The 25,910-nt window shown below is 64.9% G+C and carries 15 protein-coding genes and 1 tRNA gene; 8 read left to right on the top strand and 8 right to left on the bottom strand.

Annotation, left to right across the window (positions count from 1 at the left end; translation table 11 throughout):
- Positions 1-12 precede the first annotated feature (12 nt).
- The 4 genes from valS to AC1AV0_RS03160 form a co-directional block, all read right to left on the bottom strand.
- On the bottom strand, positions 13-2,760 hold the full coding sequence (gene valS, locus AC1AV0_RS03175; protein ID WP_476571053.1) for a valine--tRNA ligase: 2,748 nt from the start codon (positions 2,758-2,760) through the stop codon (positions 13-15).
- Positions 2,761-2,813: 53 nt separating this feature from the next.
- Positions 2,814-4,349: an ABC transporter substrate-binding protein gene (locus AC1AV0_RS03170; protein WP_476571051.1), complete on the bottom strand. Its 1,536-nt coding sequence runs from the start codon at positions 4,347-4,349 to the stop codon at positions 2,814-2,816.
- A gap of 156 nt (positions 4,350-4,505) precedes the next feature.
- A complete protein-coding gene (gene nth, locus AC1AV0_RS03165; protein ID WP_476571612.1) occupies positions 4,506-5,129 on the bottom strand; it encodes an endonuclease III in 624 nt (207 codons plus the stop codon).
- Between the two features lie 110 nt (positions 5,130-5,239).
- Positions 5,240-5,974: a winged helix-turn-helix transcriptional regulator gene (locus AC1AV0_RS03160; protein ID WP_476571610.1), complete on the bottom strand. Its 735-nt coding sequence runs from the start codon at positions 5,972-5,974 to the stop codon at positions 5,240-5,242.
- Positions 5,975-6,269: 295 nt separating this feature from the next.
- Here AC1AV0_RS03160 and AC1AV0_RS03155 point away from each other — a divergent pair, with 295 nt between their 5' ends.
- Positions 6,270-6,986 (top strand): hypothetical protein, encoded by a 717-nt coding sequence (locus AC1AV0_RS03155; protein WP_476571049.1) that lies wholly within the window; start codon positions 6,270-6,272, stop codon positions 6,984-6,986.
- 33 nt (positions 6,987-7,019) lie between these two features.
- Here the strand turns inward: AC1AV0_RS03155 and AC1AV0_RS03150 are convergent, their stop codons facing one another.
- A complete protein-coding gene (locus tag AC1AV0_RS03150) occupies positions 7,020-7,586 on the bottom strand; it encodes a manganese efflux pump MntP (RefSeq protein WP_476571047.1) in 567 nt (188 codons plus the stop codon).
- Positions 7,587-7,881: 295 nt separating this feature from the next.
- Between AC1AV0_RS03150 and AC1AV0_RS03145 the strand changes: the two genes are divergently transcribed.
- Both AC1AV0_RS03145 and AC1AV0_RS03140 read left to right on the top strand, forming a co-directional pair.
- Positions 7,882-8,364: a MerR family transcriptional regulator gene (locus AC1AV0_RS03145; protein ID WP_476571045.1), complete on the top strand. Its 483-nt coding sequence runs from the start codon at positions 7,882-7,884 to the stop codon at positions 8,362-8,364.
- A gap of 19 nt (positions 8,365-8,383) precedes the next feature.
- On the top strand, positions 8,384-8,974 hold the full coding sequence (locus tag AC1AV0_RS03140) for a sugar O-acetyltransferase (RefSeq protein WP_476571043.1): 591 nt from the start codon (positions 8,384-8,386) through the stop codon (positions 8,972-8,974).
- A 326-nt stretch (positions 8,975-9,300) separates the two neighbouring features.
- Here the strand turns inward: AC1AV0_RS03140 and AC1AV0_RS03135 are convergent, their stop codons facing one another.
- Complete coding sequence (locus AC1AV0_RS03135; RefSeq protein WP_476571041.1) at positions 9,301-9,795, bottom strand: inorganic diphosphatase; 495 nt, start codon at positions 9,793-9,795, stop codon at positions 9,301-9,303.
- 480 nt (positions 9,796-10,275) lie between these two features.
- Entirely contained in the window at positions 10,276-12,525 is a 2,250-nt protein-coding gene (locus AC1AV0_RS03130) for an alpha-1,4-glucan--maltose-1-phosphate maltosyltransferase (RefSeq protein ID WP_476571039.1), read from the bottom strand.
- 270 nt (positions 12,526-12,795) lie between these two features.
- On the opposite strand from AC1AV0_RS03130, the gene AC1AV0_RS03125 reads away from it, so the two are divergent.
- From AC1AV0_RS03125 to AC1AV0_RS03115, 3 genes are all read left to right on the top strand, one after another.
- Entirely contained in the window at positions 12,796-14,772 is a 1,977-nt protein-coding gene (locus AC1AV0_RS03125; protein ID WP_476571608.1) for a cell surface protein, read from the top strand.
- A 123-nt stretch (positions 14,773-14,895) separates the two neighbouring features.
- A complete protein-coding gene (locus tag AC1AV0_RS03120) occupies positions 14,896-21,990 on the top strand; it encodes an SdrD B-like domain-containing protein (RefSeq protein WP_476571037.1) in 7,095 nt (2,364 codons plus the stop codon).
- A complete protein-coding gene (locus AC1AV0_RS03115) occupies positions 21,990-23,105 on the top strand; it encodes a class C sortase (protein WP_476571035.1) in 1,116 nt (371 codons plus the stop codon). The genes AC1AV0_RS03120 and AC1AV0_RS03115 overlap by 1 nt, the downstream gene beginning before the upstream one ends.
- A 49-nt stretch (positions 23,106-23,154) precedes the next feature.
- On the opposite strand, the gene AC1AV0_RS03110 is transcribed toward AC1AV0_RS03115, so the two are convergent.
- Positions 23,155-23,231, bottom strand: a tRNA-Met gene (locus AC1AV0_RS03110).
- 232 nt (positions 23,232-23,463) lie between these two features.
- On the opposite strand from AC1AV0_RS03110, the gene AC1AV0_RS03105 reads away from it, so the two are divergent.
- Both AC1AV0_RS03105 and atpB read left to right on the top strand, forming a co-directional pair.
- A complete protein-coding gene (locus AC1AV0_RS03105) occupies positions 23,464-24,507 on the top strand; it encodes a homoserine O-succinyltransferase (RefSeq protein WP_476571033.1) in 1,044 nt (347 codons plus the stop codon).
- Positions 24,508-25,089: 582 nt separating this feature from the next.
- Positions 25,090-25,899, top strand: coding sequence for a F0F1 ATP synthase subunit A (gene atpB, locus AC1AV0_RS03100; RefSeq protein WP_476571031.1), 810 nt, complete (start codon positions 25,090-25,092; stop codon positions 25,897-25,899).
- Positions 25,900-25,910 lie beyond the last annotated feature (11 nt).

Below are 25,910 nucleotides of genomic sequence, written 5' to 3'. Positions count from 1 at the left end.
TCGCGGGGGCGATCAGGCCTTGGGCTTCTTGGCCGGGGGCTCGCCCAGCTCGCTGGCCTCGATGGAGACCTCGGCGGCGGATTCGGTGGCGGACTCAGCCTCAGCGGCGGCGGCCTCCTCGGCGTGCTTCTCCACCAGATCGAACTTGCCCACCACGCGGCCGGCCTGGGCGATGTCGCCCATGGCGGACTTGATCGCGTCCACACCGTCCTTCGCGGCGGAAAGCGCCACGGAGAGGATCGGGGTCTTCATGGAGACCTTCGCCTCGGACTTGATCTTACGCAGCTGCTCCACGGCCTTGCCGGCCCACGCGAGCACCTCGGGCGAAACACCCGTGGCGGCCTGCGCGTACGGTTCGGCGGTCGGCCAGGCGGCGCGGTGCACGGAACCTTCGCCCTCATGCATCCAGCTCCACACCTCTTCGGAGGCGTAGGGCAGATACGGGGCGAGCAGACGCGCGAAGGCATCCAATCCCAAGCCCAGCGCGGTGCGCGCGGACTTCACGGCGGCCTCGCTGGGCGCGTTGCCCTGCTCGTCGGCGGTGCCGTAGGCGCGGTTCTTCACCAGCTCGATATAGTCGTCGCAGAACTGCCAGAAGAAGCTCTCGATCACCTCAACCGCCTTGGAATGCTCGTAGGCGTTGAGCGCCTCGGTGGCCTGCGTGACCACAAGCGCCAGCTTCGCCATCGCGGCGCGGTCCAGCGGCTCGGTCACATCGGCCGGGTTCCAAGAGGCCACGGCGGCCTCGCCCACGTGATGGTTCTCGTCCTCGCGGCCGATCGCCAGCGCGAACTTGGTGGCGTTGAGCAGCTTGATCGCCAAACGGCGGCCGATCTTCATCTGGCCCTCGTCGTAGGTGGCGTCGAGGCCGAGGCGCGCGTTGGCGGACCAGTAGCGCACGGCGTCCGCGCCGAACTTCTCGATCGGCTCGTTCGGCACCACGACGTTGCCCTTGGACTTCGACATCTTCTTATGGTCGGGGTCGAGAATCCAACCGGACAGCGCGGCATGCGCCCACGGCAGGCAGCCGTTCTCCAGATGCGCGCGATCCACGGTGGAGAACAGCCAGGTGCGGATGATGTCTTGGCCCTGCGGGCGCAGATCCATCGGGAAGGTGGCGTTGAACAGCGCCTGGGACTCCTCGTCCGGCTCGGCCCAATGGGTCACGATCTGCGGGGTGAGCGAGGAGGTGGCCCACGTGTCCATAATATCGTTCTCGGCGGTGAAGCCACCGGGCACGTCGCGTTGCTCGGCGGTGTAGCCGGCCGGCACGTCGGTGGTGGGGTCGATGGGCAGCAGATCCTCGGACGGGATGATCGGGTTCGCGTAATCCGGCTCGCCCGCCTCATCCAGCGGATACCACAGCGGGAACGGCACACCGAAGAAGCGCTGGCGCGAAATCAGCCAGTCGCCGTTGAGGCCGTTCACCCAGTTCTCGTAACGCACGCGCATGAAGTCGGGGTGGAACTCCAGCTCCTTGCCGCGGGCGATCAGCTCGGCGTTCAGCGTCTTGTCGGTGCCGCCGTTCTTCAGATACCACTGGCGCGAGGTGACGATCTCCAGCGGCTTGTCACCCTTCTCGTAGAAGTTCGTCATACGCTTGGTGGGCGTCGGCTCACCGTCCAGATCGCCGGACTCGCGCAGCTTGTCGACGATGATCTTACGGGCGGAGAAGGTGGTCTTGCCGGCGGTTTCGGCGAACACGGCCTGTCCGGCCTCGTCTTCGATCCATTCCGGGGTATCCATCACGATGCGGCCGTTGCGCTGGATGATGGAGCGGGTGGGCAGCTTCAGCTCGCGCCACCACTGCACGTCGGTCACGTCGCCGAAGGTGCAGCACATGGCGATGCCGGCGCCCTTGTCCATCTCCGCGGCCGGATGCGCGAGAATCGGCACCTTCACGCGGAACAGCGGGGAGTAGACCTCCTGGCCGAAGTACGGCTTGTAGCGCTCGTCGTCCGGGTGGGCGATCAGCGAGGTGCAGGCCGCGAGCAGTTCGGGGCGGGTGGTTTCGATGTAGATCGGAGTGCCGTCTTCGAAGCGGAAGGCCACCTTGTGGTAGAAGCCGGGGTATTCGCGGCTTTCGAGCTCGGCCTGGGCCACGGCGGTCTGGAAGGTCACGTCCCACAGGCCGGGCGCGTCCTGCTGGTAGGCCTCGCCGCGCGCAAGATTGCGCAGGAACGCCTTCTGGGCCACGCGGCGCGGATGCTCGCCGATGGTGTGGTAGGTCTGCGACCAGTCGACCGACAGGCCCAAACGGCGCCACAGCGCCTCGAACAGCTTCTCGTCCTGCGCGGTGAGCTTCTCGCACAGTTCGATGAAGTTCTGGCGGCTCACCGGCACTTGGTCCTTGGCGTCGATCTTCTTGCCGTCGGTGCCTTCGAACGGAGGCTGGAAGTCGGGATCGTAGGGCATGGAGGTGTCCACGCGCACGCCGTAGTAGTTCTGCACGCGGCGTTCGGTGGGCAGGCCGTTGTCGTCCCAACCCATCGGGTAGAACACGTCGTAGCCCTGCATGCGCTTGAAGCGGGCGACCACGTCGGTGTGCGTGTAGCTGAACACGTGGCCCACATGCAGCGAACCGGAGACGGTGGGCGGCGGGGTGTCGATCGAATAGACGGCCTTGCGGTCGCGGGTGTTGCGGAACTGGTAGGTGCCGTCCTCATCCCAGACGGCACGCCACTTGTCCTCGAGCCCGTCCACGCCGACTTTGTCGGGCAGCGGGGTGAGGTGTGCGTTGATAGTAGTGCCTTCAGTCATAGGCTTGAGTTTATGCGCGTTGCATGACATAGCCGCCCGGTGCGCAAGCCGCGCTATTGCGTCGATACCGAGGCGAGCGGCAGACGCTGGTCGACCATGGCGGTCGGGTAGCCGGAAACCGTGGATTTCGCGACCACCGTACACTGGCGCGCGTACAGCCAGCCGCTGGCCGCATCCTCGCCGAGCACGCGGGCGTAGGCGCGCATGCGCTCCTGGAAATCGGCGTCGTTCGTGGCCGCCATCGCCTGCGCATAGGCCTGCTGGGCCGCGTCGTCCTCGTAGAAGTAGGGGGATTGCGAGCTGGAGAAGCCGCGCGCGTTGTCGCCGCCGCTCGTCTCGATGATGACCATGTCGTAGTCGTTGGCGGCGATGCGTTCGCTCACCTCGCCCTCGGCCAGCACCTCCAGCCGCACGGAGAATCCGCCCGCCTGCAGCTGTTCGACGATGGTCTGGGCCAGCGCGTCGTATTCGTGAGGCGCGACCAGATGGACCGTGCCCAGATAGCCGTAGGCGAAGTAGGAGAGCATGGATTGCGTTTGCGCCACATCATAGGGGTAGAGTCCGGTCAGATCCTCATAGCCCGGTTCCAGCGGGGTGAGCGGGCCGCCCAGGGCCTGTGCCGCGTCCGGCTGCGAGGCGACGATGGAGTCAAGGTCGAGCGCGTGGCGTGCGGCCTTGCGCACCTGCTCGTCCGAGCAGATCGCGTCGACGCTGTTATTGAACGCGAGCACCACCGATGAGGTGCTCGCTCCCGTGGCGACGGTGATGGTGGGATCCGCGGCCACCGCGTCGGCGGCGGAAGCGTCGGCAGGGATGGCCAGGTCGATGTCGTCGTTCTGCAGCGCGCTGATCATGGTTGCGTCGTCGTCGTAATAGGTGAGCGTCACCGAAGCCGGCGCGGGAGCCTCTCCCCAATAGGATTCGTTGCGGTCGAGCGTGATGGACTCGCCCGCGCGGAAACGGGCCACGGTGAAGGGGCCGGAGCCGACCGCCTCGTCCGCGTAATCGACGGAGGCCTGCTCGTCGAACACCACACCCAACCTGCCGGACAGCGTGCGCGGCAGCGTGGGATTGGGCGAGGAGAGGGTGATGACAACGGTGGAGTCGTCGGGGGCTTCGACCGAGGCGAGCGAGCCCAGCTGGTCCACGTCGCTGGCCTTGCTGCTGACCGCGCGCTGCAGCGAATAGACGACGTCAGCGGCGTCCAACGTATGCCCGTTTGAGAATTCCACGCCGGAGCGGATGGTGAAGGTGTAGGTCAGGCCGTCGCTTGAGACGGTCCAGTCGCTGGCTAAACCGGCCTGCAGCGCGTTGTTCTGATCGCACGTCACCAGCGTCTCGTACACGTTGCCGATCAGCGCGCGGGCCGCGGCCTCGGCCGCCTCGGAATCCTCGTCGAACAGGTCCAGCGAGGTGGCCTCGTCGCGCAGGCCCACGGAAATCGACGTGTCCGAGCGGATGAAGTCGCCGCCGCCCACGTAATGGCGGGTGACCAGCGACCAGCCGATCCAAACCAGTGCGAATAAACCGACGGCGACCCCGACGAAAATCCCCCAACGTGTCAACGCATTGTCTCGCTGCTTCTGCATGGCCCCCAGTCTAGTCAGGGCCATCGTCCCAGCGTTTTTCGTGGGGCACGTTGCGTCTGGCGGGCGGGCCGTCTTTCAGGTGTGCTATCAGGATGTTGGCAGGGCGCTGGCAGGTGGGGCGTTGCGCACTTCTGAATATGACGCCTCTCGCGTCTGTCAGGGCGCGCTGGGGCAGGTGTCGTTCAGCGGGCAGTCGGCGCAGTCGGGTTTGCGCGCGTGGCAGGTGGCGCGGCCGAACAGAATCAGCCGATGGCTCAGATCCGTCCAGTCGGACGGGTCGAAACAGGCGGTGATCTCCTTCTCGACCTTCACCGGATCAGGATGCGCCTGCCGCCAGTCGGCGCGCCAACGCAAGCGTCCGGTCACCCGCAGCACATGCGTGTCCACAGGGAATCCCGGCACGTCGAACGCGTTGCCCAACACGACGTTCGCGGTTTTGCGACCCACGCCCGGCAGGCTGGTCAGCTCCTCCATCGTGCGCGGCACCTCGCCGCCGAAGCGCTCGTCCAACGCGGCGGCCAATCCCAACAGATGCTTGGTTTTGGCGCGGTAGAAGCCCAGCGGGTGGATGATGTCTTCCACATCCTGCGGATTCGCGGCGGCCAGCGCGGCGGCGGTGGGGTAGGCGGCGAACAGGGCGGGCGTGACCGTGTTGACGCGTTTGTCGGTGGTTTGCGCGCTCAGCACCGTGGCGATGAGCAGCTGCAGGGGAGTGCGGAAATCCAACGCGCAGCGCGGCTCGGGAATCACCTCGCACAGCACGGCGTACTCCTCGTGCATGCGGGCGCGCCTCGCGGCGGCGCTTTCGCGGCCTTGCCGAGAATCCTTGGTATTCATGGCGCACCTCGCCGTCATTGATGATGTCTGCGCTTGCGACGCGGATGCTGGCGCTACTTGTTGTGCGCGGCCGCGGCCTTGGCGGCGTCGTCCTCCTGCTCGTCTTCGGGCGGGTCGAAGCGGTATCCCACATTGCGAACCGTGCCGATGAGATGCTCGTATTCGCCGCCGAGTTTGGCGCGCAGGCGACGGATATGCACGTCGACCGTGCGGGTGCCGCCGTAATAGTCGTAGCCCCACACCTCCTGCAGCAGCTGGGCGCGCGTGAACACGCGGCCGGGATGCTGCACCAGATATTTGAGCAGCTCGAATTCCTTATAAGCCAAGTCGATGGGGCGGCCGTGCAGGGAGGCGGTGTATCCGTTGGTGTCCACAATCAGATCGCCGGAACGCAACTGGCCATCCTCGACGGCCGCGTTCGGCTCACCAACCCCACCAAGCATCGCGCCGGCGGGCGCATTGCCGCGCTCCGACACCAAACGCAAGCGTCCCTCGACCTCGGCCGGGGAAGCGGTGGACACCACCACATCGGCGATGCCCCACTGCGAGTTGACCACGGTGAATCCACCCTCGGTCAGCACCAGCACAATCGGCGTGGACAGGCCGGAGGCGTGGATCAGACGGCATAGCGTTTTGGCGGTGGCCAGATCGTCGCGCGCATCCAAAAACAGAATCGTGCTTTCCGGCATCTTGATCAGGCTGTCCGCGTCCATGGGCAGCACGCGCACGCGGTGGGAGAGCAGCGCCAACGACGGCAACACGGTGGCGGGATCGCTGGCGAACGTCATCAACGTCAGATCCGTCACGATGACTCCCTCCACTTGTTGGGTTTCCCTGCCGCCGCGCCTGCTGAAATCACGTATGATACGTCTGCGGGCACGGGTTTGAGCCGTTCTGCGCGGCTGTTCACATTGTACGCGCCCGTCATGGACACCATCGCTCCCCGTCCGTTCACACGTCGTTAACGTGCGCGACATGACGAAAACGGGCGAAAACCGCCGTTTTTCCACTTCGGCGGTGCGGTTTTCCCAAGGCGGGTCGTAGGATGGTGACGAGAATGTTTCGGCAGGCAGGAGGCAAGAGATGACCCGCACCCCCGAAGAACGCACGCGCGGCAAAGTCGTACCCATGCTGCTGGTGCAGGCCGCCGCATACCTGGTGATGGTGTTGGCCGCAGTGGTGTCGGTCGCGGCAGGCTGGACGGACATCGCGGCACTGGGCGTGTGGGGCCGGATTCCGGGCTTCATCGCCATCGCCGCGGTGCTGTTGGTATTCGTGGCCTGCTGGCCGCTGCGCGCCACCCTCGCCGACCGCGTGGCGTCCGTGGTGTTCGGCGCGGCCTCCGTGGCGTTCGCCGTCACGCCTCTGGTGTGGACGATGGGCCTGCTGGAGCGCTCGCCGAAATTCGCGCAATGCGACGCATGGGCGTTGGGCGCGGGCGGACTGCTGGTGCTGCTGGTGGTCTTCGCCTTCGGACGGCAGATGGCGCGCGAGGAACGCTCGCATCTGATCCGCTCGCTTTCGCACTCCGTAACCTCCGGCACTGCGGCCATTTCGGTGGGCGGATGGGCATTCCTGCCCACGCTGCTGGCCTCCGCAACTGAGAATATGGCGGCGGTTGTCGCGCTTGTGGTGATTGTGGCGTTTGCGGTTGCGCTCGCCTTCGCCTCCGTGTACTGGCTGCGTGAGGTCGATCCCGACCCGGCCGCGCGCCATCCGTGGATCGGCGTCGGCATGCTGCCGGTGATGCTGATGGGCGTGACCGTCGCGCTCGCCACGTTGGTGCTGATGCGCCTGTAGATTTACAGCGGTTCCTGCGAAGGCCGCGTGCGGCTACAGGGCGAGTATGCCCATATGCTCCAGCAGCACTTTGCAGCCAATCACAATCAGCACGACGCCTCCGGCGATTTGCGCGGGCTTCTGCCAGCGGGAGCCGAACAGGCGGCCGATATGCAGTCCGACGGCCGAAAGCAGACCGGTGGTCACGCCGATGCAGGCAACGGACAGCCAGATGTTCACCTCCATGAAAGCGAAACTCACCCCCACGGCGAAGGCGTCGATTGAGGTGGCCACAGCCAACGGCAGCATATGACGCCAATCGAAATCAGGGGTCTCGCCTTCGTTCTCGTCATCCTCACCGAAGGCCTCGCGCACCATATTGCCGCCGATCAGCAGCAATAGCGCGAAGATAATCCAATGGTCGAAGGCCTCCACATACGAGCTGAACGTGGAAGCGGCGAAGAAGCCGAGAATCGGAAACAGCGCTTGGAATCCACCGAACCACAGTGCGGTTTTCAGTGCGTCTTGGGCGCGGAGCCTGCGCACGGTCAGGCCTTTGCCGACGGCGACGGCGAACGCGTCCATGGAAACGGAAATAGCGATAATCAGTGTCTGCAACATGTCGGTTCAAGGGTTCATCCCGACGAGAAGCTCCCCTCGGGATGGGCCTCGACGGATGCCCTTAACCATCCGCCTACGCCTCGGGGAGCGTCGACATTCAAACTGCCGGGTTGCACGGCTTTGAATCCAGTTGAATGCTGTTCGAGCAGTCAACGCGAATTACCAAACCGATTGTAACACTTCGCATGGTTGGCGTTTCGAGCGCGATGGGTGGTGATGAGGCGACTGGCGTGTCGCGGCTTGACTTGGAGCCAACTCCAAGTCATATGGTGGATTCATCGCGAAAGGAGGATGCATGGCGAGCATCAAAGAAGTGGCGGAGCGTTACCACGTGAGTCAGGACACGCTGCGCTACTACGAACGCGTAGGCATGATTCCGCCGGTCACACGAACTCCTGGAGGCATCCGGGACTACGGGGACGAGGACCTCAGATGGGTGGAACTGGCCATCTGCACGCGCAGCGCTGGCCTGCCCGTGGAGGCGATGATCGAATACGTGCGGCTGTTCCGCATGGGCGACGAGACCATCCCCGCGAGATTGAGTCTGCTGAACGAGCAGATGGAGACTCTGCGGGCGCAACTGGCGAATATCGAAGACACGATGGAGCGGCTTGCCTCCAAAATCGACCGCTACGAACAGGCCTTGCGGACCGGACGTCTGGTATGGGACGAAGAGAACCCGGAGAACGGCGGGCAGACGCGGCGAAACAGTGACGATGGCAATGACGACAACAATGACGGTAATGGGCAAAACGATGCCAACGAATCCAATGATTGATGGAAAGGTGAACTATACGATGGCAACAGAATACAACAAAGGATATGTATACGAGCTGATGGACCAGGGCGGGCCCACGGATGTGCGCGAGCCGTACTTCGACGAGGCCGGGGAGGAGATGATGCGTTCCCGGACGCTGTGCGCCAAAGCGAACGCGGCGATGCCGGACGACCCGTCGTATGTTCGCCATCTTGAGGAATTGTTCGGCCGCGAGCTTGACGACGTGCGCATCCTGACCCCGTTCATCTGCGACTTCGGCAACCGTGTGACGTTCGGCAAGCACGTGTTCATCAACCATTCCGCCATTCTGTCGGCGTCGGGCGGCATTGAATTTGGCGACGGAGTGATGGTTGCGCCGGGTGCGCGCATCGCCACGATCAACCACGATATGAATGAGCGGCACACCATATACACGTATGGCAAGGTCACTATCGGGCGTAATGCGTGGATCGGTATGAACGTGACCATTTGCCCGGGAGTGACGATCGGCGAGTGCGCCGTCGTTGGCGCCGGAGCCGTCGTGACCAAGGATGTGCCTGATTATGCCGTCGTCGCCGGTGTTCCGGCGAAGGTTATCCGATATCTTGACCCTGCCGATCAGCGCGAATAACAAGTGGTGATTGCGGTTTTCCCTCTCCTGAACGGGTCATCAACGTGATGAGCGACGCGTTCATAACCAGTCAGGTCCGGTTCCATAGCTTTTTCCCTCTCCCGAACGGGCCTTCAAGCGGGTATATGCAGTTTGGTGTGTCGTGTCTCGGAGACCGGCTCAGGTAAAACGATTGATTCTCGAGTTTGGTGTGGAAAATCGGCCTTATTCGGCAAACCCGACACACCAAACTCGATATCGCCTCATAAATCGAAGTGGCCGCAAACGAAGTGGCCCGTCCGCGACATGAAGTCGCGGACGGGCCACTTGCGCTCTAAGGGATTACGTCACTTGCCTTCGTTGGCGAGGCGCTCCTTGGCGGCGACAATCTCCTTCTCCGCCTCCGCGGCATTGGTCCAGTAGTCGCCGGGCATGACTTCCTTGCCGGGCTCCAGAGCCTTGTACTGCTCGAAGAAGTGCTTGATCTCGGCCTTGTGGAACTCGGAGACGTCGTCGATGTCCTTGATGTCGTCGAAGCGCACGTCGGCGGGCACGCACAGCACCTTGTCGTCGCCGCCGGCCTCATCGACCATGTGGTACAGGCCCACGGCGCGGCATTCCACGATGCAGCCCGGGAACACGGAGTTCGGCAGCATGATCAGGGCGTCCAGCGGATCGCCGTCCTCGCCCAGGGTGCCGTCGATGTAGCCATAGTCATCCGGGTAGCCCATCGAGGTGAACAGCGTGCGGTCCAGGAACACGCGGCCGGTCTCGTGGTCCACTTCGTACTTGTTCTTGGAACCGCGCGGAATCTCCACCACGACGTTGAAGGTCTCTGCCATGTTTTCTCCTTGAAAGTCGACAGTTGCGTTGTCGAACACCACAATACCGCGTTTGCATGGTTCGGTGCTACGGCGCGGCATCGTTTTGTTATTGTTCGGGCGGTTTTACTTAACCTTCAGGCGGTTTTCTGAGGCGTTCGGGCGGTTCCCATACTGCTTGGGCGGTTGCCGTTATTGGTGGCGTAATGCAAGAACGTTGAAATTCCAACGTTCTTGGAATGGATGAACTGTGGGATGTCGATGATCTAACCGCCCGAAGGTTGACCGAACCGCCCGAGGGTGGACTGGGCCGCCCGAACGGTCAGAGGACTCAGCGGGGCGAGGCCGTGGCGGTACCGACGGGCGTTCAAACGCCAGTGGGGCGTGCGGATATGTAATCCGCACGCCCCACTGCATGGACGGTGCTTGATGGAGATGCCATCGGCGCATCATCGACACATCGTCGACGCTTCCGATGGCACCAACGATGGCACCAACCGGTTAGTTGTGCACGACGTGGAAGATGTGCGCCACGTCGGCCCACGGAGCCAGCGAGACGAAGTTGTCCCAGCTCCACGCGAAGTCGCGGCCGGTCAGTTCGTCGCGCATATGCGCGCCCCACTGCGGATCGACCTCGAAGTCGGTCATCTCGAAATGCACCGACGCCTGATGCGCGTTGTGTCCGTCGAGGTTGACCACCACGACCAGCGTCTCCGGCTTACCGGTCGAGGTGAGCGCGGCGGGCGTGTGGCGGGCGAAGGCGAGGATGTTCGGATCGCTCGTCTCCAGCAGGCGCACGTTGTGGTAGCCGAAGGCCTCCACATGCTCGCGGCGGATGCGGTTGAGCGAGCCGAGCAGCGCGCCGATGCCGAAGTCGCCGGCACGGTCCCAATCGCGGATCTTGACCTCGTACTTCTCGTTGTCGATCTGCTCCTCGAAGCCGGGGCGCTGGCGGTTCTCGATCAACTCGTAACCGTTGTAGATGCCCCAGCTGGGCGAGCCCATCGCGGCAAGCACCGCGCGCACCGCGTGTCCGGCGATGCCGTTGTCGCGCACGTAAGCGGTGAGGATGTCCGGCGTGGTGGGCCAGAAGGAATTGTGCTGGTAGTAGCCGGCGTCGCCATTGGTGGTGAGCAGGTACTCCTCCAGCTCCTCCTTGGTGTTGCGCCACGGGAAGTAGCAGTGCGACTGGGTGAAGCCCACATAGCTCAGCGCGCGCATCATGCCCGGGCGGGTGAACGCCTCGGCCAGGAACAGCACCTCGGGGTGCTTCTTGGTGACGGCGGCGATCACATCCTGCCAGAAACGCACCGGCTTGGTGTGCGGGTTGTCGATGCGGAAGATCGTCACGCCCGCCTCGATCCACAGATTGAGGATGCGTTCGACCTCCTTCTCGATGCCGGGCATGTCGGCGTTGAAATCGATCGGATAGATGTCCTGATACTTCTTCGGCGGGTTCTCCGCGAAGGCGATGGTGCCGTCGGCCTTGTGCTTGAACCATTCCGGATGCTGCTTGACCCACGGATGGTCGGGGGAGCACTGCAGGGCGAAGTCGAGCGCGATCTCCAGTCCCAGCTCGTGTGCGCGGGCGGTGAGCGCCTTGAAATCATCCATATCGCCCAGCAGCGGATCGACCGTGTCGTGGCCGCCCAGCTCGGAGCCGATACCGAAGGGCGAACCCGGATCGTCCGGGCCGGCGACCAGCGCGTTGTTGCGGCCCTTGCGGTTGGTCACGCCGATGGGGAAGATCGGCGGCAGGTAGACGATGTCGAATCCCTGCGCGGCCGCACGCTCCAAGCCGGTCATCGAGGTCTTCAGCGTGCCCTGCACGATCTTGCCCGCCTCGGCATCCCAGTAGGCGCCTTCGGAGCGCGGGAAGAACTGGTACCAGGCGGCGAAGCTGGACTTCGGGCGCTCCACCTTGAAGCGCTGCGGGCGCGAGGGGGAGACGCCGTCGCGCAGCGGATTCGTGTCGTGCAGCTCGGCGATGTCGGCGTTGTCGGCGGCGGCCAGACGCTGCTCGGGAGTGAGCGAGGCGTCGGCGATGGTCGCGGCGGCCTGGGTGAGCGTCTTGCGGTCGCGGGCGGCCAGCTTGGCGTCCTCGCTCACGGCCCAACGCTCCAGCAGCGCTGCGCCGGCGGCGAGCGCGTTCTCCACGTCGTCGCCCACTTCCACCTTGATGCGCGCGTCACGCAGCCAGGAGACGTAGACGTCCTCCCAGCCCTCGATCACGACGGTCCACTCGCCCAGCTGACGCTTGACGGCGGCATATTCCTTCTCCCACGGCTTGGCGTCGCTGTGCTCGCCGCACATGAGGGTCGCGGCCCAACGGTCCAGACCGGCGTTCAGGCAGGTCATGGGCATGCGCAGGGTCTCCTTGCCGCGCGGGTTGCGCACCACCGCGGTGGCGCCCACTTTGGTGCGGCCTTCGATGAACACCTGGGCGGTGACTTCGAAGGGTTCGCCGAGCTCCACGCGGGCGGGGTAGACGCCCTGCTCATCGTTGGGGGTGATGTCCATCACGTTGACGCGGCCGAATTCGTACGGTTCGTTGATCGCGATGGATGGGGCCGGGGCATCACCTGCGATGCTCCGTGCGGGGGCGGGGGCGGCGGCGCGGGTTGCCGCGCCTCGCTTCGCCGTGGTCGTGGTCTTGCGGGTGGAAGGCTTCTTTGCCGTCTTGCCCGCTTTCGACGCGGTGGATTTCTTTACTTCGTTGGTGCGCGATGTCGCGCTGTCTTCTACTGCCATAAGGCCCTATTGTACGAGGCTTCTCGGCGCAACACTGACGTAGCCCACCAGTCGGGATGGTGGATAACTCGGACCGCCACCTGCCGCAAAGCCCGAAATGTGGATAACTATGCCGCGCACTTATCCACAACTCGCCGACGGGTATGGGGCTGGAACCACATAGGTCGAAATCCCCGCGCTCGCCGGAGCGAATCTGACATGCTCGTGCCAATCGCGTGGATAAGCGCGAACCGTTGGCTTATTTGGACTTATTTCAAGGAGGAAGTCATGATGGCAACCGCATGGCAACGAATGATGGCACGGGCGCTGTCGGCGCTTGTGGGACTGGTGGTGATCGTCGGCGCGGCGCCGGCGGCGTGGGCGGCGCAACTGCTCGATCCCGCGCCGGAAGACACCTTTTATCTCATCGACGTGGCCGAAGGGCAGCGTGCGGTGGGCGTCGCCGCGCGTGACGCCGCGGGCAACAATTATTACTGCATTCAGGCGGGCACGCTCGCCGACTACCAGATCGGCCCCACGTCGCAGGTCTCCGACGACGACAACGCGAGGCGTCTGGCATGGCTGTACGACACCTACCGCAATGCCGATACGCAGACGCATGCGGCGCTCGGCATATTGACGCAGAACCTGTTCGGCACCCAGCCGCAGGACTGGCAGCGCCATTTGGCCGCCGTGAAAGCCAAATATCCCGGCGCGGTGACCCGGGCGGATGCATTGTGGAAGGAGTCGGCCGAGCATACGCCCGCCTCGCTGAGGGTGGAGCGTACGGACGCGGTGGCGCTGCGCGGCGGCAATGTGCGCGTCCGTGTGGCCAACTCTGCGGGGAAGCTCATCGCGGGCGTGCCCTACACCGTGACGTTGGAGGGACCGGCGCGCTTCGCCAACGGCAAGTCCAGCATTTCCGGCGTCTCCGGAACGCGGGAGACCTCGTATGCGTGGCAGGCCACGGGAGCGGGTTCGGTGTCGGTGCGCACCTCATACCAACGCCACACGCTCACCCGCATGGACAGCAAGCAGGACTTCCTCACCTACGGATTCTCCAGCAGCGTCGGCGGCGAGGCGGTGACGTTCACGGCGCGTAAGGATTTCTCCCCCGCGGTTTCCACGGTCACTTCCCGCAAGGTGGTGGACGTCGGTGAACAGGTGGTCGACAAAGTGACCTCCGTGGTGGTCGGGGAGAACAGCGTATGGGTTCCGGGATTGGCATTGCGTGCGCGGGGATATTATTTCGCCGGTCTGTCGCGCGCGCATCTCGGCGTGCGGTTCGAGCCCAAGGAGGGCGAGAGCGCGGCCGCGTTCCTCTCCCGCCTGGCTTCGAACGGCTTCAAACCCGTGGCGTACGGCAGCGCCTCCTTCACCGATTCCGGCCAGAGCGTCGACGTGCGGGCCGTCACCGAACCGGGAGGATCCGACCCCTATCTGACCGACGGGTCGGGCGGCTTCGGCACATGGGTGTGGGCGTTCGAACGCGATGACCAAAGTCTCGAAGCCCAGGAATACGTGCTCAAGGATTGGACCAGTGCGTTCGGGGAGGCTTCGGAGACGAACAGCAACCGCGTCAAGGTATCCGTCGACTCCACCGTCACCGAGCATTCGGCGGATGTGGGCGCGCAGTTGAGCGACATCATCACCGTCAGTGGATTCCCCGACGACCACGGCACGTTCGCCGGCGATGAGGCGTTCGGATTGGGCGCGGATCGCCAGTACGCGCAGGTGAGCGTGTGGTGGTCGGGAGATATGGACGACCCTTCGAAGGACGACGACTACCGCCCGTCCTCGCCGGAGATTCCTGCTGAAGACGAGCATCATCGGTTGATCGGCACATGGGAGTATCGCGCGGCCAACGGCACGTTCAAAGTCGGTGCGGGCGCGCCGGACGCCCATGGCGAGGCGGTGTACATCACCGCGGAAGGCCACGGCTGGTACGTGTTCGTCTGGAGTTTCGACGGCGACGACCGGGTGGCGCCCCACGCCAGCCGCTACGACGACGCGTGGGAGACGGTCCGGGTCGGCGAGCCCTGGGAGCCCGAAGAACCCGAAGAGCCGGAAGAACCGGAAGAACCGGAGGAGCCCGAGGAGCCGCAGGAACCTGGGGAGCCGGAAGAACCCGAGGAGCCGCAGGAGCCGGAAGAACGACTGCCCGTCACCGGCGTGGGCGAGGCGCTCGCCGTGGGCGTCGGCGTGATGGCCGCGGCGGCCGTGGTCGGCGTGGCGATGTTCGCCGTCATCAAACGGCGCAGTTGGTGACGCGAGTCGTGTGAGCCGGGTGCTGCGTGCCGGCGTGGCAAGGAAACGGCACCGGATTGGGCTTCACCACCACCGGTGCCGGGCACTGCACGTCGGTATAGCAAGGAATGAAGGAACAGGACGATGATACGGAACATAATCGGCGGCGGCCGTCGCCTGCTGGCCGCGGCGGCGTTGGTTGTGCTGGCCGCCATGGCGTGCGCGATGCCGGTCGCGGCGGAGGAAACGAATGCCGGACAGCCGTATGCGAGCGTCTCCGTCGAAAAACTGGCGGACGGCACCGGTCACGGCACGGCCGCGCAAACCTTCGTCAACTCGGCCAACGGCTTCGCTCCGGGAGACGAGTCCTCCGACGACGGCGTGGTCGCCTCGGGAGACACCGTCACCTATCTGCTGCGGCTGTCCTTCACCGCGGCGGGCGAGCGTGACGTGCGCGTGGCATGGAATCTGCCGGAAGAGCTGTCCGCCGAAGATATCGGCTGCTATGCGGGCCGCGTCGTCACCGCCACCGCCGACGGCGAATCGGCCTGCCTGTACCATGTGCCGGCCGGAGTCGTCGAATCCTTGGAACGCATCGTCACCTTGGTCGCGCAGGACACCGGCGGCGTGGCGGTCGGCGGCGTGCGTCCCACGGTCTCCTTCTCCCGAGTGGGAGGGGTCGTCTACACCGTCAAGCCGGAAGCGTTGACCATCGTCAGCGCGCCCCGGGCTGATCTGGTGGTCGATAACGGCGGCCTCGGCGGCGCGGACGGCAAAACGGAACGCATCAGCGCATGGGCGCAAACCGGGCAGGTGAGCGGATGGTTCGACCTGCGCGTCCGCCAGCTGACCTATCCGGGGTATACGACCACCCATGGGGCCAGCGGCACGGGCGAATGGAGCGCCACCGTCGACGTCTCCGCATTCCCCGACTCCGCCACATGGACGGTGGAAGGCGTGCCAGTCGCGGCATCGAATGGCACGCTGCGCATCGAAGGCACGAAAGGCGACCGGCGTCTCGAATGGTCGATCCCCGCCTCGGATCCGATGATCCGCAACATGGCCGAAGGCGGCGTCATCAGCCTGGACATTCACGTTTCTCCCGACAAAGGCGGTTTCCAAGCGCAAGAGGAGGCGGCCCTGGCCAACAACGGCGACGGCGGGCAGCCGGGCGACGGCATGGCGCGTGACGAATCCACCCGCGACGAACGCACCGGGGCGATCGCCGGCTACCCGTACGCCAACAACGACTACAGCCGCGCGATCATCGAGCGGCCTTCCAGTTGGAGCAGCGAAGGAGACCATGAGTTCGGTCGGCACTATCCGCTGGCACCCGCCATCCCTTCCGGATCGACGCGCTTCGACCCCGAAGGTCGTGAATTCACCGACTCTGGTGCCACACGGGCCATCGACGAGCATGGCGTGGCACGTGGCACGCAAGTGCTGCATCGGCTGCTGCTCTGGCCGGGCAATATGCCCGACTGCGAGCGGGACTGCGATGTTCGGCTCTCCTACCAGTGGAACGCCACGCAGGAACGCTACGACGGCGACCTGCAAGTGCTGCTCGACGGGCAGCCATTGGACGGGCGCTTGTGGTGGGTGGAATGGAGTGCGAACCCGCCGGCCGACGCATCCGACGATGGCGGCGAATGGCATGCGGGAACCCCCGACGCCACGGCCCAGGCCATACGACTGCGTCTGCGCGACGGCGTGGGGTGCGGCGCCGTATCCTCTGGCGGCACGATTGAGATGCGCTTCGTCAGCCGCGCCATCGCCGATCCCGCCCACGGCAACGTGCGGGTGGAAGGCGTGACAAGCATGCGCATGAACGACCGGTCGGCAATCCGACCCATCGACACCAGCTACTGGGTGGTGGCCCCGGGCGACCCGGAGGCGACGGTGACGGCGGACGTGCGGGTCTCGTCCAGCGACGGGATGGCCGCCGACCCGCTCGATCTGCGCCCGTCGGATGTCGTCGCCTACACCATCACGCCAAGCGTCGCCAACATCGCCGACTCCTCGACCACGCTCACCGCCACCGTGACGGCCGGCCTGCCCGAAGGACTGACCTCCGTGGAGAACCTGACCCCGCAATGGGAGATGCGCCGCGACGGACGCACGCTGATCTTCACCCTCGTCGGGCATACGCCGGCATACGACGCGGATGGCAACGCCTCCCTGCCGGCCATCCGATGGAGCTCCACCATCTCCAACCTCGCGCAAGGCACGCTCGTCTCGGCCTGCGGCATGCGGGCGATCGCCGCCGGCGAGACCGTCGTCTCGAACACGGTCTCCACGCAGGTGGCCGTCACGCAGGCGGATATGCACGCCGCCCGCGTGACCGCCCTGAACGAACAGGTGGAAGCAGAGGATGCGCTGCGTTGGCGATTCGACATCGTCGACCGCGGCACCACACGCGAAGGCACAGTCACCACGGTGCTACGCCTGCCCTCCAATCAGGATTCGGCCATGACCGGCGCGAACGGCAGCGGACTCGACGGCACATGGAAGGAATACACGCTCGGCTCGTCGGCCTTCCACGGCAGTCTCGCCCTCGCCGAACCCGTGGCATTGGACGAGGAGAACACCAGCAGCGGCACCGCCGTGGCCTATACGACCGACGAGCGGCACTCCGACGATCCAAACGAGTATCACTGGCGCACGTGGAGCGAACTCTCCCAAGACGAACGGGCGCGCGTCACCGCCATCCGCATCACCTCGCCATTCACACGCGACCCCACCCGCATGGCCTGCGCGCAAGGAGAGGTCACGTTGGCCGCCGAAAGCAACCGGACCGACGACCGCTACCTGCTGTGGATCGGCCGCAGCCGATTCAGCGCCGGAACCATAACCGCCACCATGCCCTGGCCAGGCCTCATCCGCGTATCCGACGCCACCATCGCAGGCCGCCTGTGGTGGGACGAGAACGGCGACGGGCGTATGGATTCCACGGAATCCGGCATTCCCTCCATCACCGTCAGCCTGTGGAGGGCGAGCGAGCAGGGCGAACCCGTCGGCGCCGCGCTCGCCACCACACGCACCACGGCGGACGGCGGCTATCGCTTCGAACAACTGCGGCACGGCGACTACCTCGTGACCGTCACCCGCGACGGCGAACACGGCGTGCCCCGGCAACGCGACGACTATTACGGGCAGGCGCATACGGTGCGCAACACCGCCACATGGAGCGCGCGAGTCGGCACGCAGGCCACGGACGCCAGCGACCGCATCACGCTAGGCGTCGGCGAGACGAAAACGCGCGTGAACTTCGGATACGACGCGCCGGACCCCAAAATCACCGTCGACAAAACCCAGACCAGACTCAACTGCCCCGAGGATGAGAGCGAAACATGCGTGATCGCCTGGGATGTGATCGTCGACAACGTGGGCGACCAGACCATCGACGCCGACGGCATACTGAAGGACCGCACCAGCGGCAGCGTCACCGCGCTCGCCGCCACGGCCGGCACCCTCGCTCACACGCCCGACAGCGAGATTGTGTTCGACTCCGTGCGTTCCGGTGGCACCTTCGCCTTCGCCATCGACTCCCAAGGTCACCTGTGGGGTTGGGGCCGCAACGAATACGGGCAGTTGGGACTCGGCGACACCGCCGACCGCCATACACCCACCAGAGTGCCCACCGACCGCACCTTCACGCAGGTCGAAACGACCTCCAACGGCATGCTCGCCCTCGACGCGCAAGGCCACCTGTGGGCGGCGGGGCAGAACCAACGCAATGTGCTGGGAGACGCGAACAGCGCCGCCAACTACGCCTGGAACGACAAAACCGGCTTCTCCACCCTGCATGAGGTGATGCCGGAGCGCACGTGGGCGAGCATCAGCGTGTCCGGCGAGCTGACCCTCGCCATCGACTCCCAAGGTCACCTGTGGGGCTGGGGCGCGCTCAGCGACGGCCTCGGCGTGGGGAAGGCCGCAACCTCAGCCGTGGCGTCCTCATGGGTCGAGGCCACCCGTCTGGCTCTCGATCAGACCTTTTCCGTGGTGCAGGCCGGCAGCAGCGCGGCCTTCGCCATCGACACGCAAGGCCACCTGTGGAGCTGGGGAGACAACTGCCGCTTCGGAGCGCAAGGCAGCTGTCACGCGCTGGGAGACGGCACCTCCGCCGGGCGCACCTCGCCGGCCAAAGTGATGACCAACCGCACCTGGCGCGACGTCGTCACCTCCGGCAGCCGCACCAACTGCACCGTGCTCGCCTTGGACGCCTCCGGCAAACTCTGGGTCTGGGGACTCAACGTGCAGCAGCAGACATCGTGGACGCTCGGCATCGACGCGCAATCCGCGGACACGCCCACCGCCATCATGGCGAATCGCACATGGACTGCCATCGCCGGCGGCGACGTGAAATCCGCCATCGACGCGCAAGGGCACGTATGGATGTGGGGACCGAACGCCTCCGGCGTCTTCGGCGACGGCACCACCACCTCCAGCGGCACGCCCCGGCTGGTGCGCGACGACCGCGCGTACACCGCGACGGCGAACGGCATGGCCACCCTCGCCCTGGATGCGGACGGGTGCATTCGCAGCACGGGCATCGGCAAACGAGGCGCCCTCGGCCTCGGCTCAACCGTCACCTCCACGACCACGCCCGCATTGATCGACATGCGGGAATCCGGCGAACTGACGGACGGCACCGCCGTGCCGGTCGCGCCCGTCAGCGTGAGCCAGACGGGAGACCTTGTGGAACGCGCCTACCGCCTTCTGTCCGCCATCGCGCCCGGAGAGCGGGTGGTGTTCCACTTCAGCGGCACGGTGATGCGGTCCAGCCAGCGGAGTCCCATCGTCAACCAGGCGTGGTTCGACTCCCCGAACACGCCGTATGCGGGCACTCCTCATGCACGGGTAGCCGGAGTGGGTGAACCCGCCGCCCCAGACGCCTCGCGCCTGAACAACGCCACCCATGACGTCGTGGGCAACACCACATGCCGCAGCGGCGGCGATTACTCGTCGGGTGAACTCGAACACTCCTTCGCCGCGGGCAACGAGGACTCCTGCGACCAAGTGGGCGCGATGATCCCCGCCGTTTCCAGCGAACCCATACTCGGGTCGATCAGCGGGCTGGCATGGTTGGACGACAATGCGAACGGCCTGCGCGACGCCGACGAACGGCCGCTCGGCGGGTCGGTGACCGTCGCCTTATGGCGGGTGGATGCCTCCGGCGACGAAAGCAAAATCGACGAAACCGCCACCGATGAGAACGGACGGTATATGTTCGACCGGCTCGCTTTGGGGGAATACCGCATCTGGTTCGCGTTGGGTGACGGCCGATACGGCTTCACCCTGCCCGGCCAAGGCAATGGCGTCAACGATTCCGACGCCAGCGACCGTGCCATCGACTACGGCAACGCCGGCATACTCACGCTACGTTCCGACATTCCCACCCGCGAACACGTCGATGCCGGCGTGATCGTCACCAGCCCGACCATCGGCGTGCTGCCCTTCGCGGGCGGCCCTGCCTCGGCCGCGCTCCTCCTGTTCCTCGCATTGGCCGGCGGCTGCGTCGCCGTCTGCGCGAGACGCACACCCATCACCACCATCGGAAAGGACACCATCATGACCCGCACCTGCTCCATCGCCTCCTTCGCCGCCACGGCGGCCATCGCGATACTCGCGGCCGTAAGCATCGCACCCGGCGCGCTCGCCGCGGACTCCGCCGTGGATCTCACCGCCAAGGAAAGCATCTCCATCAGTTCCGCAGGAGCGCTGGCCGGGCATAGCTTCACCGCCGCGAACCTGGCCGAATACACGGCCGCCCAAACCGACGGCAGCGTGCTCACCGGCGTGGATATGAGCACCAACGGCAAACTCACGTCGGCCATCGCCTCCGCGCTAGACCGGATCGACACCGACACCACTCGAGAAGGCGTGCAGAAACCCTCCTATGACGCGAAGAATCCCATGAAATGGGTTTCGACGAATCTGAGCGAGAATCCGAGCCCGCAATGGTCCGGCCAGCTGCGCGAATTGGCCGGTCTGCTCGCGCGCAACGCCACGGTCTCCTCGGCCGCGACGATCAACGCGACGGTCTCCGGCACCGAGGCCACATTCGCAGGCCTGACTCCCGGCGTGTATCTCATCCTCGACTCCACGGCCGCGGGCACGCCGGCCTCGCTGCCGATGATCGTAAGCACCAAGGCCGGAGGGAAAAGCTTCACAACGATGACCTTGGGCACGGCGCAGATCAAACTCTCCTCCGTCGCCGCGCCGGTGAAGAAGATTCTGGAAACAGAGGCGGGCTCCACCAAAGCCGTGGATGCGACGCATGCCGCCATCGGCGAATCCATCACCTACCGCATCACCCAACAGGTGCCGAACTGGACCGGCTACGACGGCTATCGGCTGCATGTGGTGGACACCTTGGGCGAAGGACTGAGCTACGGCGAACTGATCGGCATCACCGTGGGCGGCAAGGCGTTGCAGGAGGGGCAATTCGCGGAAAAGGTCGTTGGGCAGGCGGTTACTTGGACGATGGGCGGCGCGGGCGACGATATTCTCGCCACGGAGGCGCTGCGCGCGGTGTTCACGCCGGGCGCGAGCATCCAGATCGACTATCGTGCGAGCATCAACGAGCGGGGTGTGATCGCGGCCGCGGGCAATCCGAACAGCGTCACGCTCAGCCACACCGCCGACCAGCGTGACAAAGGCGTGATGCGCGAGGTGCCGGGCAATACCGTCACCGCATATACCGGAGCGTTCAGTCTGAACAAAATCGACGGGCAGGGTGCCACTATCAATGCCTCGCTGGGCGCCCGATTCCACATATATACAGTGGAGAACGGCGCGCGCTCCGGAAACGCGCTTAAATTCTCGGCCACCGATTCGGGCGTGTACACGCTGGCGGGCGACCAGCAGGGCAACGGGCTCGTGAGCGAGATTCCGGCCGGCAAAGCCACGCTGAACGGCATGGACGGGGAATATGAGGTCGTCGAAGTGAGCTCGCCGCAAGGGTATCTCTCCGTGTTCAAGCCGACATTCCGGGTGTCGGTGGGCACCGACGCGCAGGGCACCACCCTGAGCATCAGCAAGAAGGACGGCGATGGCCTCGCCTCCATCGACGCCGTGAACGCCAACCAGGTCAACGTGGTGAACCTCACCTCGATGACCCAGCTGCCGATGACGGGCAGCACCATGCTGACCATCATGTCCATCGGCGCGACCGCGCTGATGGTGGGCGGGGGAGCGCTGATCCTGCGCGCCTCGCGCAAGGTCGGCGGTCGGTAATGGCCGACCTTATATTTCGTGAACGTCTGCGCGCGCGTATGTCGCGCGCGTGGGCGGCGCGGTTCCTTGGATTGACGGCCGTCTTGCTGGGACTATTGGCGATCGCCGTACCGCTGGTGTTGCGGGACGGCGAGGACGCGCGTCTGCACGCGGTGGTGCGGGCGACGGACGCGGATATCGCAACGCGCGCCGACGCCCTGGTACGTGAGCAGGTCGCGTTGGCCCAGGCGTACAACCGGTCAGTGGAGACCTTCGGAACGGTGATGCGCGCCGAAGCGGTCGATCCACTGCATGGCGACGACAGCGCGCGCAGCGTGGCGGACCTCACGTACCGCAACGCGCTCGACATGGACGGTACCGGCTATATCGGCTCGATCACCATCGAAGCGATCGGTGTGCGGCTGCCCATCTACCACGGCACGGGTGCTGCCACCCTGCTGCGCGGAGTCGGCCACCTGTACGGCTCCAGCCTGCCGGTCACCTCCGCATGCCTTGCGGATGATGCGGAAGATGTGAGAGCTATGGCGGTTGATGCCGCGGCTGTTGCGGATGGGGCTGACGGTGCGGAAGGCACGGGAGAAGCGCGTGCTTCGGGCGATCCGGAATCCGTGGATGGTGCGGGCGACATGTGCTCGGGCAGTCATGTGGTGCTCAGCGCGCACACCGGATTGGCCGACGCGACGATGTTCTCCCGTTTGGACGCGCTGACCCACGGGCAGGAATTCTCCCTGCACGTGGCGGGCGCGACCATGCGCTACCGCATCGACGGCATCGCGGTGGTCGAACCGAACCGCACCGATTTGTTCGGATTGGAGGCCGGCGAGGATCGGGTCAGTCTGCTCACCTGCGTCGGATTGGGCAATACGAAACGTCTGGTGGTCACCGGCTCGCGCGTGACGCGATCCGACAATGCCGAACCATCCCCGGACGCGGGCGGGGCGGCGGCGGGAGACGCGTCGCGCCTGAGCAACATCGTGCTTCTCATGCTCGGCGGCATATCATGGCTGGCGCTTTGCGGCGCGATGGTCTTCATCAGCCTTGAGGAATATCGCCTGCTTCGCGCGCTCGCCGCCCGTCACGCGCGCATTCGGTCTTCTCAGGCGGGCGGCGGATAGCAGGCGGAAAACGAAAAAAGCTAGGAATCTTGTGATTCCTAGCTTTCGTTGGTAGCGGGGACAGGATTTGAACCTATGACCTCTGGGTTATGAGCCCAGCGAGCTACCGAGCTGCTCCACCCCGCGTCGGCTTGCCGTTTGGCAGCTTTGTCTACCTTACTCAGTTTTTTCAATCCGTCAATCCAGCGTGTCGCATTCGCGCGCCGCCGTCCGACGCCGCCTGCGGCATGCCGGGCGGATACAGGTCCCCAAAGCCGGATTCCGTAAGGACGTCCCCAAGTGCCTGCTCGCCGCCCGGCTGATAAAGCCATGGCGCAACGGAGTCGCGAATATCCCGTGCTGCGTCATAATGGGAGGCATGCCTATCAAAATCCCCAGCGGCCTGCCGGCCCGAGACATCCTCGACTCGGAGCGTATCTTCGCGCTTGAGAAGCCCGAGGCGGAGCGTCAGCGCGTCCGCCCGCTCAAGCTGGTGATTCTGAATCTCATGCCCAAGAAGATCGAAACCGAAACGCAGCTGCTGCGTCTGATCTCCAAATCGCCGCTGCAGGTCGAGATCGACTTCATGAAAACCTCCACGCATGAGGGCACGCACGTCTCCGCCGACCATCTCGTCACCTTCTACGAGACGTTGGACCGCTTCCAAGACAACTACTACGACGGTTTCGTGGTCACCGGAGCGCCGGTGGAGCACCTCGCCTTCGAGGAGGTGGACTATTGGCGCGAGTTCGAGACGATTCTCGACTGGGCCTCGACCCACGTGTTCTCCACCATGTATCTGTGCTGGGGCGCGATGGGCGCGCTGCATTACCGCTATAACGTGGGCAAAATCGACCTGCCGGAAAAGCTGTTCGGTGTGTTCCCGCAGTATCTGCAGGACGAGTACTGCTTCCTGACCAACGGATTCGACGAGATCGCGCTGCAGCCGCATTCGCGTCTCGCCGGCGTGAACGAAGACGATATCGCCGCCCACCCCGATCTGCAGGTGCTCACCTGGGGACCGGAGTCCGGTCCGGGACTCGTCGCCGCGCGCGACTTCTCCGAAGTGTTCGCGCTGGGGCATTGGGAGTATGGCAAAACCACGCTCGCCGAGGAATACGAGCGCGATATGGCCAAGGGCATGACCAACGTGCCGTTCCCCAAAAACTACTTCCCGCACGACGATCCCTCGCTGGAACCGCTGTTCTCCTGGCGCGCGCACGGCAACCTGCTGTGGCGCAACTGGCTGAACTGGGTCTACCAGACCACACCGTACGATCTGACCGAAGTGCCGGCCCTGCGCGCGGAAAAGCGTCTGGGCACCGACCGTTCCATCCGCCATGAGCCGGGAAGCCCCCGCGAGGACGGCTTCGCGCCCTTCCTGCGCGACGGATATGGCGTGATCGAAGACCCGCAGGCGTAGGTTCACGTAGGTTCAAGCAGTCCTTACGCAAGTAAGTCTTACGTGGGTCCCACGCAGTCCTGCGTAAATCCCCACGCAGCCTCGCGTAAGTCCTCAAGTATGTCCTGTGCGGGTCCCGCATAAGACGTGGTCCACATATCGAGACATGAAGTGGTGCCTCGAACGGCATCGTCATGCAAAACCTGGCATTCAAGTTGTGCCCTGCCTCATTACCTCGTATTCTTTGGTTTTGTGCGGTTCGCCCCTCATCGACGAGCGGCGCGCGCCGGACGCAAAACCATACACAACGAAGCGTATGCGACCAATAACGACGAACGGCGGCGAACGCGCGAACCCGAAGCGAAACGCCGTGCGGGCCGCTTGGCAGTAAGGAGGCGAGCGACGATGCGAACGATGTCTAGAGACGGGACAACAATAACACCGCAGTCATTCGCCGGTGGGGCGCACGTGGGGACTTCGGCCTCCGCCGGGCGTCATCGGAACATGGGCTCGCCAATATGGATAGTTTGTAACCAAAGGGTCACATACGCGTCATGAAGTGGGCTAAACTGACATGGGTTGTGTGAAGTAGGAGGCGTGAGCATGATCGAAACCTTGGGGTCCGGAGTCACTCTGGCCGCGGAGGAGATGGAGCTTCCCGGCATCGGCGATTTCCTGCTGCCGGAGATTCTGTTCCAGGGCACACCATTCGCTTTGGACCGCATCATGTTGGTGCGCGTCATCGCCACCGTGGTGCTGCTGGTGGTGCTCGGCATCACCGCGTCGCGCGTCAAGCTCATTCCCGGCCGCTGGCAGGCCGCCGTCGAGTGGGTGCTGGACTTCGTGCGCTACAACATCGTCTATCAGGTGATGGGCGAGGAGCGCGGCAAGCGCTACGTGCCGATGATCACCGCCATGTTCCTCTCGATTCTCGTGTTCAACCTGTGCGGCATCATCCCCGGCGCGAACATCGCCGCCACCGCCACCATCACCATGCCGCTGGTATTCGCCGGCTGGTGCTTCGTGCAGTACTGGATCGCCGCCGCCCGTGAGAAGGGCCTGCTGCACTTCCTGCGCGACGAGATGTTCCCCAAGGGCGTGCCCGCGCCGATCTACGTGCTGCTCGCCCCGATCCAGCTGCTCGAGCTGCTGATCATCCGTCCGTTCTCGCTGACGATCCGACTGTTCGCGAACATGGTCTCCGGCCACATCATCGTGGCGCTGTGCCTCGCGGCGACCCAGTGGTTCCTCATCGAATCCCCCGACAAGATGCTCGCCTTCCTCGGCGTCGGCACCTTCGCCGCGGGCTTCGCGATGACCCTCTTCGAGATGCTGGTCGCCGCCCTGCAGGCCTTCATCTTCTCGATGCTGACCACGGCGTACATCAATATGAGCTTCCCCGAAGACGAGTAACGTCGCGGGGC

Source organism: Bifidobacterium sp. LH_558 (assembly GCF_056356295.1).
Note: the sequence above shows the minus strand (reverse complement) of the source record. Positions and strands in the feature narration are given on the sequence as shown.

Excerpts from the sequence above, each read along its gene's own strand:
- AC1AV0_RS03150 (WP_476571047.1), bottom strand. The coding sequence starts at position 7,586 with ATGTTGCAGACACTGATTATCGCTATTTCCGTTTCCATGGACGCGTTC.
- AC1AV0_RS03125 (WP_476571608.1), top strand. The coding sequence starts at position 12,796 with ATGGCAACCGCATGGCAACGAATGATGGCACGGGCGCTGTCGGCGCTT.
- nth (WP_476571612.1), bottom strand. The coding sequence starts at position 5,129 with ATGCACGAGGAGTACGCCGTGCTGTGCGAGGTGATTCCCGAGCCGCGC.
- AC1AV0_RS03130 (WP_476571039.1), bottom strand. The coding sequence starts at position 12,525 with ATGGCAGTAGAAGACAGCGCGACATCGCGCACCAACGAAGTAAAGAAA.
- valS (WP_476571053.1), bottom strand. The coding sequence starts at position 2,760 with ATGACTGAAGGCACTACTATCAACGCACACCTCACCCCGCTGCCCGAC.
- AC1AV0_RS03105 (WP_476571033.1), top strand. The coding sequence starts at position 23,464 with ATGCCTATCAAAATCCCCAGCGGCCTGCCGGCCCGAGACATCCTCGAC.
- atpB (WP_476571031.1), top strand. The coding sequence starts at position 25,090 with ATGATCGAAACCTTGGGGTCCGGAGTCACTCTGGCCGCGGAGGAGATG.
- AC1AV0_RS03115 (WP_476571035.1), top strand. The coding sequence starts at position 21,990 with ATGGCCGACCTTATATTTCGTGAACGTCTGCGCGCGCGTATGTCGCGC.
- AC1AV0_RS03170 (WP_476571051.1), bottom strand. The coding sequence starts at position 4,349 with ATGCAGAAGCAGCGAGACAATGCGTTGACACGTTGGGGGATTTTCGTC.
- AC1AV0_RS03120 (WP_476571037.1), top strand. The coding sequence starts at position 14,896 with ATGATACGGAACATAATCGGCGGCGGCCGTCGCCTGCTGGCCGCGGCG.
- AC1AV0_RS03160 (WP_476571610.1), bottom strand. The coding sequence starts at position 5,974 with ATGACGTTCGCCAGCGATCCCGCCACCGTGTTGCCGTCGTTGGCGCTG.
- AC1AV0_RS03140 (WP_476571043.1), top strand. The coding sequence starts at position 8,384 with ATGGCAACAGAATACAACAAAGGATATGTATACGAGCTGATGGACCAG.
- AC1AV0_RS03145 (WP_476571045.1), top strand. The coding sequence starts at position 7,882 with ATGGCGAGCATCAAAGAAGTGGCGGAGCGTTACCACGTGAGTCAGGAC.
- AC1AV0_RS03155 (WP_476571049.1), top strand. The coding sequence starts at position 6,270 with ATGACCCGCACCCCCGAAGAACGCACGCGCGGCAAAGTCGTACCCATG.
- AC1AV0_RS03135 (WP_476571041.1), bottom strand. The coding sequence starts at position 9,795 with ATGGCAGAGACCTTCAACGTCGTGGTGGAGATTCCGCGCGGTTCCAAG.